Here is a 15,577-nt window from a genome sequence, read left to right as displayed (position 1 = left end):
ACGATGACCCTGGACGACTCCACCCTCGATGGCCTGGCCGAACACCTGGAGACCTGCCAGGTGCAGGCCCGCGACACGCCCAAAATCACCGACGACCACCCCGGCATGGACTGGGAAGACGCCTATGCCATCCAGGATCGCCTCCTGCAGCGCAAGCGGGCGCGCGGCGCCCGCGTCGTCGGCTTCAAATGCGGACTGACCTCGCACGCCAAGATGCGGCAGATGGGCGTGGACGAGCCCGTGTTCGGTTTTCTGGTCGATGATTTCGCGCTGGCCGACGGCGCGGCGCTGCGCATGGCGGAATTGATCCACCCCAAGGTGGAGCCGGAGATCGCCTTCGTGCTCAAGCGGGAGCTGCGAGGCCCGGGCTGCCATGTGGGCGCGGTGCTGGCCGCCACCGACTTCGTGCTGCCAGGCATCGAGGTCATCGACAGCCGCTACCGCGACTTCAAGTTCGACCTCAAGAGCGTGATCGCCGACAACACCTCGGCAGCGCGCTTCGTCGTCGGCGGCAAACCCGCCCCGGTATACGGGCTGGACCTGCGTACCTGCGGCGTGGTGCTGGAGAAGAACGGCGAAGCCGTCGCGCTGGGCGCGGGCGCGGCCGTGCTCGGACACCCGGCGGCCGCGGTGGCGGCACTGGCCAACCACCTCGGACGCCGCGGCCACCACCTTCCCGCAGGCACCCTGATCCTCTCGGGCGGCGTGACCGAGGCCGTGGCGGTGGCGCCGGGCGACCATGTCGCGCTGCGCGTGCAGGGCATGGGACAGGTCGGCCTGCGCTTGGTCTGAGTCCCCCCACATCCCCAGGAGAGATCCCATGCCGTTTGCCCAGATCTACATGCTCGAAGGGCGCACGCCCGAACAGAAAAAAGCCGTGATCGAAAAGGTCACGCAGGCCTTGCACGAGGCCATCGGCGCGCCCAAGGAATCCATTCGCGTCTGGATCCACGACATGCCCAAGGAGAACTGGGGCATCGCCGGCGTATCGGCAAAAGACCTCGGACGATGAGGCCTGCGCCCCGACGAAACGACCCGACGCTTGTTTTTTTTCACCCACCCCGGCGCCCCGGCGCACGGGGTCACATCGCCCCACCTGATAGGAGACACACCATGGCACTGCTCGAAAGAATGGACTGGTACGACCTCGCACGCACCACCAACTGGACGCCAACTTACGTCAAGGAGTCCGAACTCTACCCCCCCGAAATGTCGGGCGACTTCGGCATTCCGATGTCCGAATGGGAGAAATACGATGAACCCTACAAAACGACGTATCCCGAGTACGTCAAGATCCAGCGCGAGAAGGACTCGGGGGCCTATTCCGTCAAGGGAGCGCTTGAGCGCAGCAAGATGCTGGAGAACGCCGATCCCGGCTGGATCAGCGTGATCAAGGCCCACTATGGCGCCCTTGCCCGCCCCGAGTACGCGGCGGCTTCGGCGGAGGCGCGGATGGCCCGCTTTGCCAAGGCACCTGGGCAGCGGAACATGGCCACGATGGGCATGCTCGACGAGATACGGCACGGCCAGATCCAGCTTTTTTTCCCGCACGAGTACGTGTCCAAGGACCGCCAGTTCGACTGGGCATTCAAGGCTTTTGACACCAATGAATGGGCAGCGCTGGCTGCGCGCCACATGTTCGACGACATGATGAGCACGCGCAGCGCTGTCGGCATTGGCCTCATGCTGACCTTCGCCTTCGAAACCGGCTTCACGAACATGCAGTTCCTTGGCCTGGCGGCCGATGCGGCCGAAGCTGGCGACTGGACTTTCGCCAGCATGATCTCCAGCGTGCAGACCGACGAATCGCGCCACGCGCAAATCGGCGGACCGCTGGTGCCGATCCTGATCGCCAACGGCCAGAAAGCCCAGGCGCAGCGGATGATCGACATCGCCTTTTGGCGCTCGTGGCGGCTGTTCTCGGTGCTCACCGGCCCAATGATGGACTACTACACCCCCTTGAAGGATCGCAAGCATTCCTTCAAGGAATTCATGCAGGAGTTCATCGTCAATCAGTTCGAGCGCTCGATTTTGGAACTGGGTCTGGATCGTCCTTGGTATTGGGACCAGTTCCTCGAGGAACTCGACTACATGCACCACGGCATGCACTTGGGCGTGTGGTTCTGGCGACCGACCGTCTGGTGGAATCCGGCGGCGGGGGTGACCCCGGAAGAACGCGCCTGGCTGGAAGAAAAATACCCCGGCTGGAACGACACCTGGGGCAAAGCCTGGGACGTCATCACCGACAACCTACTCCAAGGCAAGCGCGAACTCACCTACCCGGAGACGTTGCCTGTCATTTGCAACATGTGCAACCTGCCGATTGCGGCCACACCGGGCGAACCCTGGAAAGTGCGCGACCATGCACTGGAACACAAGGGCCGCTGGTACCACTTCTGCTCGGAGGGCTGCCAATGGTGTTTCGAACAGGAACCCGAACGCTACGAGGGGCACATGACTCTGGTCGACCGCTTTGTGGCCGGAATGATCCAACCCACGGATCTGAACGGCGCTCTGAAGTATATGGGTCTGGCCCCAGGCGAGATCGGCGATGACGCGCACGGCTATGCGTGGGTGGAGCACTTCCGCCAAAAGCCTAGGGCTGCGGCCTGAGCGTGCGATGCCATGACCCCCATGGCGAATCAACACCTGTCTGATCAGTGGCGGCATTCCGACCACTGATCAGACTTCTCAACCTCTGGAGAAGATTCAATGGCGCAATTTCCACTCGTTTCCAATTTTCAGGGTGACTTCGTCCTGCAGATGCTGCCGGTCGATACCGAGTTCACCATGGACCAGGTCGCCGCGGAGGCCGCCCGCCATTCCGTCGGACGACGGGTCGCGGCGCGCCCCGGCAGCGTCATGCGTGTACGCAGGCAGGGTTCAAACGAACTTTTCTCCCGCGGTCTGACCGTGGCGAAAGCGAACCTGAGGCCAATGGAGTGCATCGAGGTGATCTGGGAGCCAGCGTCCGCTGGCCGTTGATACAACAGGAGGGCGACATAGTGTTCAAGAAAGTATGCACCCTAGATGATGTCTGGGAGGGGGAGATGGATTGCTATGAGGTCGACGGGCAGGAGGTGCTGCTCGTGGGACTCGAAGGCGGCGACATCAGAGCCTACCAAGCTGTCTGTCCACACCAAGATATTCCATTGGCCGAAGGAAGGTTTGATGGCAAAAGGCTGATTTGCCGTGCCCACCAGTGGGTATTCGACGCTTGCACGGGCATTGGCATCAACCCGGGCGACTGTCGCCTCGCCAGCTACCCGATCAAGATCGAAGACGATGCAGTGTACGTCGACACCGCCGACATCAAGCCCTTGTTCGCGCACACTTGATCCGGCCTTATCCAACCGTCAAAGGATTCAACCATGAGCAATGCTGCAGTCATTCATGAAAACAACCACGTCGGCCCCGTCATGCGACAGGGCGAGTTGGCTCAAGCGGTCGCCGAAGCCGCCAAGATCGACAACCCTGATAAAACCGTGTCGGTGTTCGACAAAATCGCGTACCTGCGCATCCAGGCCGATGAAGAGATGGTCATTCGACGCCAAACCATCGAGGAAATGCTCGGACGAACATTCAAGATGAGCGAGATTGAAGTGGACCTATCGTCTTTCGCCGGCCGCATCGAGATGACTCCCGATCAAGTGAGATTCTATTTCGAGCAAAGGTTCTGATGCTGGCTGTTTACATTCCACCATCCCATAATTCGAGGAGACATACCATGAACGAAGCCGAAGTTCTCAAGCCACTCAAGACCTGGAGCCACTTGGTCACGCGACGGCGCAAGCCCAGCGAATATGAGATCGTTTCGGTCGGACTGCACTACACCGACCGCGACGACAACGCGCCTTTCGAGCTCGACCCGAATATGTTCATGGCGCGCTGGTACAAGCAGTTCCGCAACGCTAGTCCACTCAAGCACAGCGACTGGAATGCGTTCCGCGATCCGGATGAATTGGTCTACCGCACCTACAACATGCTCCAGGACGGTCAGGAAACCTATGTCCGTGGGCTGTTCGATCAATTCAACGAGCGTGAAAACGACAAGGCGCTCGAGTCGAACTGGGCCGGCACCTTGGCGCGTCTGTATAGCCCGGGGCGTTACCTCTTTCACACGCTGCAAATGGCTTCCGCCTATGTGATGCAGATAGCTCCGGCCAGCACCATTACCAACTGCGCGGCATTCCAGGCAGCGGACTCGCTGCGTTGGGTCAGCCATGTCGCCTACCGCACCAAGGAGCTCTCCCTAACCTTCCAGGATAAGGGCTTCGGCAACGATGAGCGAAACTACTGGGAAACCGATCCGGTTTGGCAAGGCTATCGGGAACTAATGGAAAAAGTGTTGGTGGTTTGGGACTGGGCCGAGGCCTTCGTCGCCCTGAACCTGGTAGCCAAGCCGGCCATCGAGGAAGCCGTGCTTCGCAAACTCGGCGAGTCGGGTCGCCACAACGGGGACATGCTTCTGGGCATGTTGACCGACGCCGAGTTGCTGGATGCCGAACGCCACCGCCGCTGGGCTTCGGCACTGGTAAAGATGGCGTTGGACACCGAGGGAAATGCACAGGTCCTCAAAGGCTGGGTCTCGAAATGGGAGCCGCTGGCCGATCTTGCCATCGACAAATTCTGCGGCGCCCTGCCGGATGTACCCCAAGCCGCTGTCGACGCGCAGACAGCCACGCGAAGGTTCCGCAACTCGCTAGGCATCTGACGAGGGCCTTGAGGCATCGCGGCAACCGGACTTGATCCGCACATTGCCTGCCGCCGCGCCCCAAGGTTGCGGTGGTCGTGTGCACCCCTTGTGAAGGACTCTCCTTGAATCAAGTGATTCATATCGACGGCAGCCCGACCCGATTCATACAGACTGGGAGCGATACGGTGTTGCGCGCCGCTCTGCGCGCCGGAATCGGATTTCCGTACGAGTGCAATTCGGGCGGTTGTGGCAGTTGCAAGTTTGAAATTGTTGCCGGCGAAGTGCAGGTACTCTGGCCAGAGGCCCCTGGCCTGATGGATCGCGACCGGCGCAAGGGTCGGCATCTGGCGTGCCAATGTGTGGCAACGGGGGAACTGACGATCAAGGTGCGTACCGACGCAGCATATGTGCCGCGCATTCCACCGCGACGGCGCCGTGCGCGGTTGGTCGGCACCACCGACGTGACACACGACATTCGTGAGTTCCGATTCGTCAGCGAAGGCACAGCCGACTTCCTTCCGGGGCAGTATGCAAGCGTGGTGATCGATGGCGTCGGTGCGCCGCGGGCCTACTCCATGTCCAACCTGCCCAATGCCGAAGGCGAGTGGCACTTTCAGATCCGCCGGGTGCACCAAGGTCAGGCGACCACCCGGCTGTTCCATGCCTTGCAGGTCGGCCACGAAGTTGAGATCGACGGGCCTTACGGGCTCGCGTATCTCAGAGAAGACAACACGCGCGACATTGTCTGCGTCGCCGGCGGCTCCGGCCTCGCGCCGATGGTATCAATCGCGAGGGGAGCGGCGACAGCTGGGCTGCTCGGCACCAGGAAGCTGTATTTTTTCTACGGCGGCCGCACGCCGCGTGACCTGTGCGGTGAGGCCCTTCTGCGGGAGCTTCCGGGCTTTGGTGATGCCATTTCGTACCACCCCGTGATCTCCGAAGGGGGCAGCGACAAGGCTGCGGCATGGAGCGGCAACGTGGGATTCATCCACGAATGGCTGCCGCGCGTGCTGGGTGAAGGACTGGCGCAGTACGAGTTCTATTTCGCGGGGCCGCCACCCATGACGCAAGCCATCCAGGAGATGCTGATGGTGACCTACCACGTCCCCTTCCAGCAGATTCACTTCGACCGATTCTTCTGAATCCTTCACAGGGAGATGCCACATGAAGGCTGCCGTCTACTTCGGTCCGGAACAGATCCGGGCGATCGACATTCCCGATGCCGCCTTGCGGCAAGACCATGAAATGCTGGTCAAAGTGACAGCCACCTCGATCTGCGGCTCCGACCTGCACGTGTACCGCGGGGCGCTCGATCCGATCATGGATAAGGGCAAGTCGCAAACCGGCCATGAACTCATCGGCGAAGTCCTGGCCGTCGGCAAGTCGGTTGGCCGCTTCCGCAAGGGTGATCGCGTGAGCATGGCCTATTCCTGCTCCTGCGGCCATTGCTACATGTGCGAAGTGGGACAGACCGCGCATTGTGAAACCACGCGGAAGGCGGTGTACGGGTTCGGCGTTCCCTTCGGCAACTTGAACGGCACTCATGCCGAGGCGATGGTGATCCCGCACGCCGATGGTCACGCAATCCTTGTGCCTAAGGAGATCCCCGATGACGCGGCGCTGACCCTGTCGTGCAACCTGCCATCGGCCATCATCGCCAATAAGCTCGCCGATATCCAGCCTGGGGAATCGGTGGCACTGATAGGCTGCGGTCCGACCGGCCTGATGACGCTGGACATCGCGCTGCAGCGCGGGCCCGGCCGAACGGTGGCGGTCGACAAGGTACCTCATCGGCTTGCCGCAGCGCGCGCGAAAGGCGCAACGGCCATCGATGCATCGCAAGCCGACTGGAAGGACCAGGCCTTCGCTCATTGCAGTGGTCGCGGCTTCGACAAGGTGATCGAGGTGGTTGGCCTCCCCGAAACGCTGCAGATGTGCCTTGACATCGTGCGCCCCGGGGGAACAGTGACGGCCATGGGAGTATTTACCGACAGTACCTTCAACCTCAATCTGGCTGACGTGTTCCTGCGGGATATCACGTTGCACATGAACGGCTTTGCCAATGTCCAGCCATTCATGTGGCAGGGCCTGCGAATGCTGGAACATGGCGTGATCAAGCCGCAAGAGTACTTCTCGCACATCTTCGCTCTGGCCGATGTGGACAAGGCCTATGCCATGTTTCAGCACAAATCCGATGGCGCGATGAAGATGCTCATCCGCCCTTGACGTTTTCTTCCAGCCGTCGTCTCTTCCCGGCCGGGCCGGTGGATGTATGGTGCCAAGCGCGTGCGCCAGAGCCGGCAGCCACAACACGCGCAGGCACCCGTCCCGGATACGCTCAATCAACGACGTTTCCGGACAGGCTGGGCTTGCCCGGCTTGCGCTCCCCGGTCTGATAGTCCACCAATTCGCGCAGGGTCTTGCCCGGCTTGAAATGCGGGATGCGCTTTTCCGGCACGGCCACCTGCTCGCCGGAACGGGGATTGCGCCCGATGCGGGCCGCGCGATGGCTGACGCTGAAGCTGCCAAAGCCGCGGATCTCGACCCGGTGCCCGTCGTCGAGCGCCTGCGTCAGCGCGTCGAGTATGGTCTTGACCGAAAGCTCGGCGTCGCGATGCGCCAGTTGGGGGAACTGGGCTGCCAGGATTTCAACGAGATCAGAGCGAGTCATAGGAAAGGCAGGTGAAAACGGCGGCTTCGGTGAAATCACCCAAGCCGCCGCAGATCAGGACGAAGCCCGCAAGAACGAGTCGATCAACGAAAAGATCAACGCAAAAGATCAGGAGCCTTTGTCCATCTTGGCGCGCAGCAGAGCGCCGAGGTTGGTGGTGCCGGCATCGCGGGTGTCGCCCGCCAGACGGTCCATCGCCTCTTGCTGCTCGGCGGCGTCTTTCGCCTTGATCGACAACTGGATGTTGCGGGTCTTGCGATCGATGTTGACGACCACGGCCGAGACTTGATCGCCTTCCTTGAGCACATTGCGGGCGTCTTCGACGCGCTCGCGTGAAATCTCGGAAGCGCGCAGATAGCCCTCGATGTCGTTGCCCAGATCGATGGTCGCGCCCTTGGGGTCGACCGCCTTCACCGTGCCCTGGACGATCTTGCCCTTGTCGTTCAGCGCGGCAAACGACATGAACGGATCGTCGAGCATCTGCTTGATGCCCAGCGAAATGCGCTCGCGCTCGATGTCGATGGCCAGCACCACGGCCTCGACGTCCTGGCCCTTCTTGTAGTTGCGCACTTCCGACTCGCCGGTGTCGTTCCACGACAGGTCGGACAGGTGGATGAGGCCGTCGATGCCACCGGGCAGGCCAATGAACACGCCGAAGTCGGTGATCGACTTGACCGGGCCGGAGACCTTGTCGCCCCGCTTGTGGTTGGCGGCGAATTCGTCCCAGGGGTTGGGGCGGCACTGCTTCATGCCCAGGCTGATGCGGCGGCGGTCTTCGTCGATTTCCAGCACCTGCACTTCGACCTCGTCGCCGAGTTGCACGACCTTGCTCGGGGCGACGTTCTTGTTGGTCCAATCCATTTCGGAGACGTGAACCAGGCCTTCGATGCCCGGCTCGATCTCGACGAAAGCCCCATACTCGGCGATATTGGTGACCTTGCCGAACAGGCGGGTGCCTGCCGGATAACGGCGCGACACGCCGTGCCACGGGTCATCGCCCATCTGCTTGAGGCCCAGAGACACACGGCCCTTCTCGGCGTCGAACTTGAGCACCTTGGCGGTGACTTCCTGACCCGGGGTGACCACTTCGCTGGGGTGGCGCACACGACGCCAGGCCAGATCGGTGATGTGCAGCAGACCGTCGATGCCGCCCAAATCGACGAAGGCGCCGTAGTCGGTGATGTTCTTGACCACGCCGGTGACCAGCGCGCCTTCCTGCAGGGTTTCGAGCAGCTTGGCGCGCTCTTCACCCTGGCTGGCCTCGACCACGGCGCGACGCGACAGCACCACGTTGTTGCGCTTGCGGTCGAGCTTGATGACCTTGAACTCCATCGTCTTGTTTTCGTAGGGCGTGGTGTCCTTGACCGGGCGGGTGTCGAGCAGCGATCCAGGCAGGAAGGCGCGGATGCCATTGACCATGACGGTCAGGCCGCCCTTGACCTTGCCGGTGGTGGTGCCTTCGACGAATTCGCCGGTTTCGAGCGCCTTTTCCAGCGCCAGCCAGGAGGCCAGGCGCTTGGCCTTGTCGCGCGACAGCACGGTGTCGCCGCGGCCGTTCTCCAGCGCATCGATGGCGACCGAGACGAAGTCGCCGACATGAACGTCGGCTTCACCCTGATCGTTGTAGAACTCTTCGATGGGGATGTAGGCGTCGGACTTCAGCCCGGCGTTGACGACGACAAAATTCTGATCGACGGCGACGACTTCGGCGGTGATGACTTCGCCGGCGCGCATGTCGCGCGATTGCAGGGATTCTTCAAACAGTGCGGCAAACGACTCGTTGGAAGCAGCGGAAGACGCCGCACTTGGGGACACAGAGGACATTGAGTTAAGACCTTCAGACCACGAAAGACCGTGGGGTTGGGGAGAAAAAACTGAAAACGCGCAGGGCGCGCGTTCAGGCCTGTTGACGCCACAACGCCAGCACTGCTTCAACCGTTTGCGAAAGGCTCAGGTCGGTGCTGTCCAGCAGTTTGGCATCCATTGCGGGCTTCAGAGCCGCCACGGCGCGCTGGGCATCCCGTGCGTCGCGCATTTCAAGCTCCGCAAAAACGTCCGAAAGTATAGCGGGAATCCCTTGTGAAATCAATTGTTTATACCGACGCTCGGCGCGGCTGCGGGCGCTGGCGGTGAGGAAGACCTTGAGCTGCGCGTCGGGAAAGACGACGGTGCCCATGTCGCGCCCATCAGCCACGAGTCCCGGCACACGGCGAAAGCTGCGCTGCAGGGCGAACAGCGCGTCGCGCACCGACGGTACGGCGGCGATGGTCGAGGCGGCCTGTCCCACGGCTTCGGTGCGCAGTTGCGCCGCATCGAAGACTTGTCCGTGCAGCACGATGCGGTCTTCGGCAAAGGTGACCGGCAGCTCGGCCGCCAAGCGCGCCAATGCGGCGCCGTCGTCCAGCGGCACGCCCTGTTGCAAGGCTACCCAGGCGGTGAGGCGGTAGAGCACGCCCGAGTCGAGAACATGAAAGCCCAAGGCCTCCGCGACAGCACTGGCGATACTGCCCTTGCCGGAGGCGGTCGGGCCATCGATGGCGATGACCGGCACGGGCCGGGCGATGCGGGCAAAGTCGTCGAAATAGCCGGGGTAGGTCTTGGCCACGCAAGCCGGATGAAGAATGCGGATGTCGGCGTTGCCGAAGCTGGCCAGCGAAAAGCACATCGCCATGCGGTGATCGTCGTAGGTGGCGATGGCGGCGCTGTGCCATTGCGCGGCGGGCAAGGGGTACACGCGCAGCCAGTCCGCCCCGGATTCGACCTGCGCCCCCAGCTTGGCCAACTCGGTGGCCATGGCGTGGATGCGATCCGTCTCTTTCACGCGCCAACTGCCAATGGCGGTCAGCGTGGTCGGCGCATCGGCGAACAGCGCGGTCATCGCCAGGGTCATGGCGGCGTCGGGAATGGCCAGACAGTCGATGTCACCGCCGCGCAGCGCGGTCAACCCGGCTTGCAGGCCGTCGGTTTCGATGAAGTCCTCGCCCCAGCGCACCTGGGCGCCGAGGTCTTCGAGCACGCGCGCAAACGCCACATCACCCTGAATGCTGTCGCGCCCCACGCCTTGCACCCGCACCGGCGCGCCCTTGCCGTGCAACTGACCGAGCACGCCCGCCGCCAGGAAGTAGGAGGCCGACGAGGCATCGCCCTCGACGGCGATGCGTCCGGGGCTGCGCAAGCGGCTGCCCGCGGGAATGACGAACCGCTCCCACCCGCTGCGCTGCACCTGCACGCCAAAACGCCGCAGCAGCTTGAGGGTGATCTCGATATAGGGCCTGGAAATGAGTTCGCCCTGCACGGTGATGGCGATGTCGTGATCGCTCGCCTTGAGCGGCAGCGCCAGCAGCAAGGCGGTGAGGAACTGGCTGGAGACGTCGCCGCGCACGGCCACGTCACCGCTCAGTCGAAAGCTGCCGGCGCCGATGTGCAGCGGCGGATAACCCTCCTGCCCGGCGTAGCGAATTGCACAGCCGAACCGCCGCAGCGCATCGACCAGATCGCCGATCGGGCGTTCGTGCATGCGCGGCACGCCGTGCAGCCGGTAGTCTCCTCCCTGCAGCGCCAGCGCAGCCGTGAGCGGACGGATCGCGGTGCCCGCGTTGCCCATGAACAGATCGGCCTGCGCGGCCGGAAAGCGCCCCGCCCCGCCCTGCACGCGCGCGGTGCTGCCGTCGCGCTGCACGGCAATGCCCAGCGCCTGCAGTGCCGCAAGCATCACGCGGGTATCGTCGGAATCGAGCAGGCCGGTGATCTCGGTCTGCCCCTCGGCCAGCGCGGCGAGCAGCAGCACGCGGTTGGATATGCTCTTGGAACCGGGCAAGACGACTCGTCCACCCGCGCCGATGAGCGGCGGCAAATCCAGAAATTCCGGCAAAACTTCAGGCATCCTCATCGCTCCCCATCGGAGCGTCCCAGCCTTGGCGCACCTGACTGGCGCGGCGAATCAAGGCTTCGACCGCGCTCCAGTTGCCCTGCTGAATCTGCGCCTCGAAGCCCGCCAGCGCCTGTTTGTAGAACTGCAGTTGCCGCAGCACTTCGTCGCGGTTGGCCTGCAGCACATCGCGCCACATCGACGGGTCGCCCCCGGCGATGCGGCTGAAATCGCGGAACCCCGGCCCGGCCAGTTGCAGAAAGGCGCTGCCCTGCGGCTGGCTGGACAGCGCATAGACATAGCTGAAGGCCAGCAGATGCGGCAGGTGGCTGACGGCGGCGAAGGCCGCATCGTGCGCTTCGGGCGACATCACCGACACTACCCCGCCGATGGATTCCCAGGCCTGGGTGGCGATGTCCACCAGGCTGTCGCTGTTGGCCGCAAGCGGCGTGATGACCACGCGCTTGCCGTCGAACAAACCGGCTTCGGCATGCAGCACCCCGCTTTTTTCCTTGCCCGCAATCGGGTGGCAGGGCACGAACTGGCTCTGGCGTGAGCCCAACTGCGATTGCGCCGCCGCCGCCACATTGCCCTTGGTGCTGCCCACGTCCATCACCAGCGCGTGCGGCTCCAGGCCGTGCCGCAACTGCTTGAGCAAGTCGCCGGTCGAGATCACCGGCACCGCCAGCAGCACGAGATCAGCGCCGTGCACGGCGCGCAGGGCCGAGTCGGCCTCTTCGTCGATGACGCCGCGCTCCAGTGCGGTGCGGGTGGTCGTGGGCGACTTGCTGTAACCGACGATGCGCCGAGCGAGCCGGGCGCGGCGCGCCGCCAGGGCGAAGGAGCCGCCCAAGAGCCCGACGCCCAGAATGGCCAGGCGCTCGAACTGCACAGAGGCTTCGTCGCCGATCAAGGTGTCCATGGCCTCAGCTTGCGGCATAGTGAGCACGCAACGCTTCGATGCAGGTGGCGTTCTCCTCCTCGGTGCCGACGGAGATGCGCAACCACTGGGGCAGACCGTAGTTGTCCACCGGGCGGGCAATCACGCCGCGTTGCAACAGCGCCAGATTGACCCGGGCGCCAGCACCGGCGTCTTCGCCCACCTTCACCAGAATGAAATTGCCTTGCGACGGGACGTGGCGCAGGCCCAGCGCATCGAACGCCGCGGCCAATTGCGCCTGCCCAGCGCGGTTGACGGCATAGGCCTGCTCGATGAAACCCTGGTCGTCGAGAGCAGCCAGGGCCGCGGCCTGCCCCAGGGTGCTGGTGTTGAAGGCCGAGCGCACGCGGTTGAGCACGTCGGTCAGCGCAGGCTGCGACACGCCGTAGCCCATGCGCAGGCCGGCCAGGCCATAAGCCTTGGAAAAAGTGCGCGAGACGATGAGATTGGGAAACTCGCGCACCCAGGCCATGCTGTCATAACGCAGATCGGGTTGGATGTATTCCACATAGGCTTCGTCGAGCACCACGGCGACGTGCGGCGGCACCTGGCGCAGAAAGTCGTGCAGCTCGTCCGCGGGCAAAAAGGTGCCGGTCGGATTGTTCGGGTTGGCCACAAAAATCAGCTTGGTCTGCGGCGTGATCGCGGCCAGCATGGCGGGCAGATCGTGTCCGAAATCCCGGTCGGGCACGATCTGGTGCGTCGCTCCCACGCCCTGCACCGCCTGGGTGTAGACGATGAAGCTGTAGCGCGAATACAGGCCGGCATCGGCATCGGTCAGCAAGGCGCGTGCGGCCATTTCCAGCAGGTCGCTCGATCCGTGGCCCAGGGTGATCCATTCGGCGGACACGCCCAGTTTGTGCGCCAGCGCCTGCTTGAGCGCGTAGCCGTCGTTGTCGGGATAGCGCGGGCTGTCGGCCAAGGCTTGGACGATGGCCTGCCGCGCCTTGGGCGACATGCCCAGCGGGTTTTCGTTCGAGGCCAGCTTGACGATGCGCTCGGGCTGCAGACCGAACTGCCTGGCCACTTCGGCGATGGGCTTGCCCCCGATATAGGGCGAAATGGCCTGGACATAGTCGGCGCCCCAGCGGGCTGGCTTGGCTTGGTGTTCTGACATGGTGAAACTTTCAGGGGGGTTCTGCGGTATGGCGGGTCACTGAGGCGGAAAACCGTGCTGCCGTGCGCTGCGATCAGTTCTCGCGCGGTTTTTTGTCGATGGGGTAGGAGCCCAGGCATTTGTACATGGCGCAGACCGACTGCAATTCCCGCAATGCGGCCGCCACCTGCGGCTCATCCTGATGCCCTTCGACGTCGATGTAAAAAGCGTATTCCCATTCCCCCGAGCGGGCAGGGCGCGATTCGAATCGCGTCATGCTGACTCCGTGTTCGGCCAGCGGCTTGAGCAGGTCGTACACTGCGCCGGCGCGGTTGGGCACGGAAAGAATGAGACTGGTGCGGTCGGCGCCGGTCGGTTCGGGCTGCGCCGCGCCGAGCACGACGAAGCGCGTGGTGTTCTGCGCCTCGTCCTGGATGGCGCGGGCGGCGATGTGAAGGCCATACAGCACCGCGGTCGACTCGGCGGCAATCCCGGCGATGCTGGCGTCTTGCGCAGCCAGCCGGGCGCCCTCGGCATTGCTCGATACCGGCCGAATCTCGGCATCGGGCAGATGCGCGCGCAGCCAGCCCGCGCATTGCGCCAGCGCCTGGGGATGCGCGGCAACCGTCTGAATTCCCTGCAGATCGGGCGTGCACCGCAGGAGGAAATGCCGCACCGGCAGGCTCACCTCCCCGCACAGATGCACGGGATGGGCGAGCAGCAGATCCATGCTGCGCGCCACCGCGCCCTCGGTGCTGTTTTCCACCGGCACGATGGCGAATTCGCTTTCGCCGCTGAGGTAGCTGCGGAACACGTCGTCTATGGTGGCACACGGAAAACCCTGGGCGCTCGCACCGAAGAACCGCCGCGCCGCCTGCTCGCTGAACGTGCCGGCCGGGCCGAGATAGGCCACGCGCTGCGGCGCCTCCAGCGCACGGCAGGCGGACATGACTTCACGCCAGATGGCGCTCACGCCGTCATTGCGCAGCGGCCCGGTGTTGTGTTCGTGCAGTCTTTCGATCACCTGGCGTTCGCGCTCGGGACGGAACACCGGCAGGTTCAGCCGCTGCTTGATGTGGCCGATTCTCTGCGCGGCTTCTGCACGCTGATTGAGCAGCGCCAGGATCTGCTTGTCGAGGGCGTCGATCTGGTCGCGCCAGGGGCTCAGCTCATCTCGGGGATCTTGGCTCATCGGATTTCAGCCGTGGCGTTTTTCAAAGTCTTTCAGGTAATCCACCAGCGCCCGCACGCCTTCGAGCGGCATGGCGTTGTAGATCGAAGCCCGCATGCCGCCGACCGACTTGTGCCCCTTGAGCTGCAGCAGCCCGGCGCCTTCCGCGCCTTGCAGGAAGGCGGCATTCAGGGCGGTATCACGCAGATGGAACGGCACGTTCATGCGCGAGCGGCAGTCACGCGCAACCCGGGTCTCGTACAACTCGGAGGCATCGAGCGCGTCATACAGCAGATGCGCCTTGGCGATATTGCGCGACTCCACGGCGGCCAATCCGCTCAGCCCCTCGAAGCGCTGGCGCTTGATCCACTGCAAGACCAACCCGGCGATGTAGATCGCGTAGGTGGGCGGGGTGTTGAACATGGAGTGGTTGGCCGCCACCACGGCGTAATCGAAGGCGCTGGGGCAATGCGGCAGGGCATGACCCAGCAGATCGCGCCGAATGATGACCAGAGTCAGACCGGCCGGGCCGATGTTCTTCTGCGCCCCGCCATAGATACAGGCATAGCGCGACACATCGATTCTGCGCGACAACAGGTGCGAGGACATGTCGGCCACCAGCGGCACGCCGTGGCTGTCGGGCACGAAGTGAAACTCCACGCCGTCGATGGTTTCGTTGGTGCAGACATGCAGGTATTGCGCGTCGGGACGGATGCTCCAGGCGGCGTTGTCGGGAATGCTGCCGTAGCCCTGGTCGTCATGCGCGCTGGCGCTCAGGTGCACGTCGCAATACTTGCGGGCTTCGAGCTGGCTTTTCTGCGACCAGCTTCCCGTGACCACATAGTCGGCCTTGGCCCCGCGCGAAAGATTGAGCGGAATAATGGCGTTTTCCGCAATCGCCCCGCCCTGCATGAACAGCACGGCGTAGTCGTCCGGGATCTGCAGCAATTCACGCAGATCGGCTTCGGCCTGCGCGATGATGGACTCGAACTGCGGGCCGCGATGGCTCATTTCCATCACGCTCATGCCGCTGCCGTGCCAGTCGAGCATCTCGTCGGCCGCCTGCTGCAGCACCTCCTCGGGTATCGCTGCCGGCCCGGCGGAAAAGTTGTAGGGGCGTGGTTTGACCATGCTG

General features: G+C 63.5%; 16 protein-coding genes. 9 read left to right on the top strand and 7 right to left on the bottom strand.

What is annotated here, in order from left to right; translation table 11 throughout:
- Positions 1-3: 3 nt before the first annotated feature.
- From dmpH to RBR52_RS01425, 9 genes are all read left to right on the top strand, one after another.
- Positions 4-792, top strand: a complete 789-nt coding sequence (dmpH, locus tag RBR52_RS01465) for a 2-oxo-3-hexenedioate decarboxylase (RefSeq protein ID WP_320375397.1) — start codon at positions 4-6, stop codon at positions 790-792.
- A complete protein-coding gene (locus RBR52_RS01460) occupies positions 740-1,012 on the top strand; it encodes a 2-hydroxymuconate tautomerase (RefSeq protein WP_320375396.1) in 273 nt (90 codons plus the stop codon). The genes dmpH and RBR52_RS01460 overlap by 53 nt, the downstream gene beginning before the upstream one ends.
- A gap of 101 nt (positions 1,013-1,113) precedes the next feature.
- Positions 1,114-2,613, top strand: coding sequence for an aromatic/alkene/methane monooxygenase hydroxylase/oxygenase subunit alpha (locus tag RBR52_RS01455; RefSeq protein ID WP_320375395.1), 1,500 nt, complete (start codon positions 1,114-1,116; stop codon positions 2,611-2,613).
- 99 nt (positions 2,614-2,712) lie between these two features.
- Positions 2,713-2,985: a toluene-4-monooxygenase system B family protein gene (locus RBR52_RS01450; RefSeq protein WP_320375394.1), complete on the top strand. Its 273-nt coding sequence runs from the start codon at positions 2,713-2,715 to the stop codon at positions 2,983-2,985.
- Positions 2,986-3,002: 17 nt separating this feature from the next.
- On the top strand, positions 3,003-3,338 hold the full coding sequence (locus tag RBR52_RS01445) for a Rieske 2Fe-2S domain-containing protein (protein WP_320375438.1): 336 nt from the start codon (positions 3,003-3,005) through the stop codon (positions 3,336-3,338).
- 33 nt (positions 3,339-3,371) lie between these two features.
- The gene (locus RBR52_RS01440) at positions 3,372-3,680 is read left to right on the top strand and encodes an MmoB/DmpM family protein (protein ID WP_320375393.1); all 309 of its coding nucleotides are present in this window, start codon (positions 3,372-3,374) and stop codon (positions 3,678-3,680) included.
- Positions 3,681-3,727: 47 nt separating this feature from the next.
- Positions 3,728-4,714, top strand: a complete 987-nt coding sequence (locus tag RBR52_RS01435; RefSeq protein WP_320375392.1) for an aromatic/alkene monooxygenase hydroxylase subunit beta — start codon at positions 3,728-3,730, stop codon at positions 4,712-4,714.
- A gap of 113 nt (positions 4,715-4,827) precedes the next feature.
- A complete protein-coding gene (locus RBR52_RS01430; RefSeq protein ID WP_320375437.1) occupies positions 4,828-5,838 on the top strand; it encodes a 2Fe-2S iron-sulfur cluster-binding protein in 1,011 nt (336 codons plus the stop codon).
- A 22-nt stretch (positions 5,839-5,860) separates the two neighbouring features.
- Positions 5,861-6,922, top strand: coding sequence for an alcohol dehydrogenase (locus tag RBR52_RS01425; RefSeq protein ID WP_320375391.1), 1,062 nt, complete (start codon positions 5,861-5,863; stop codon positions 6,920-6,922).
- A 112-nt stretch (positions 6,923-7,034) separates the two neighbouring features.
- Here the strand turns inward: RBR52_RS01425 and RBR52_RS01420 are convergent, their stop codons facing one another.
- The 7 genes from RBR52_RS01420 to serC all read right to left on the bottom strand — a co-directional run bounded on the left by RBR52_RS01420 (position 7,035) and on the right by serC (position 15,573).
- A complete protein-coding gene (locus RBR52_RS01420) occupies positions 7,035-7,367 on the bottom strand; it encodes an integration host factor subunit beta (RefSeq protein ID WP_320375390.1) in 333 nt (110 codons plus the stop codon).
- Between the two features lie 108 nt (positions 7,368-7,475).
- Complete coding sequence (rpsA, locus tag RBR52_RS01415) at positions 7,476-9,191, bottom strand: 30S ribosomal protein S1 (protein WP_320375389.1); 1,716 nt, start codon at positions 9,189-9,191, stop codon at positions 7,476-7,478.
- A gap of 73 nt (positions 9,192-9,264) precedes the next feature.
- On the bottom strand, positions 9,265-11,250 hold the full coding sequence (locus RBR52_RS01410; RefSeq protein ID WP_320375388.1) for a bifunctional 3-phosphoshikimate 1-carboxyvinyltransferase/cytidylate kinase: 1,986 nt from the start codon (positions 11,248-11,250) through the stop codon (positions 9,265-9,267).
- On the bottom strand, positions 11,243-12,157 hold the full coding sequence (locus tag RBR52_RS01405; RefSeq protein ID WP_320375387.1) for a prephenate dehydrogenase: 915 nt from the start codon (positions 12,155-12,157) through the stop codon (positions 11,243-11,245). Before RBR52_RS01405 ends, RBR52_RS01410 begins: the two co-directional genes overlap by 8 nt.
- 4 nt (positions 12,158-12,161) lie before the next feature.
- Entirely contained in the window at positions 12,162-13,292 is a 1,131-nt protein-coding gene (gene hisC / locus RBR52_RS01400) for a histidinol-phosphate transaminase (protein ID WP_320375386.1), read from the bottom strand.
- A 73-nt stretch (positions 13,293-13,365) separates the two neighbouring features.
- Positions 13,366-14,463 carry a prephenate dehydratase gene (gene pheA, locus RBR52_RS01395; RefSeq protein ID WP_320375385.1) on the bottom strand — a complete coding sequence of 366 codons (1,098 nt, stop codon included), beginning with the start codon at positions 14,461-14,463 and terminating at the stop codon, positions 13,366-13,368.
- Positions 14,464-14,469: 6 nt separating this feature from the next.
- Positions 14,470-15,573: a 3-phosphoserine/phosphohydroxythreonine transaminase gene (serC, locus tag RBR52_RS01390; RefSeq protein ID WP_320375384.1), complete on the bottom strand. Its 1,104-nt coding sequence runs from the start codon at positions 15,571-15,573 to the stop codon at positions 14,470-14,472.
- Positions 15,574-15,577: the final 4 nt, after the last annotated feature.

The organism is Thiomonas sp. (genome assembly GCF_034007205.1).
Classification (GTDB): Bacteria; Pseudomonadota; Gammaproteobacteria; order Burkholderiales; family Burkholderiaceae_C; genus Thiomonas.
The sequence above is the reverse complement of the archived record's forward strand: the minus strand, read 5'-3'. Positions and strand labels throughout refer to the sequence as shown.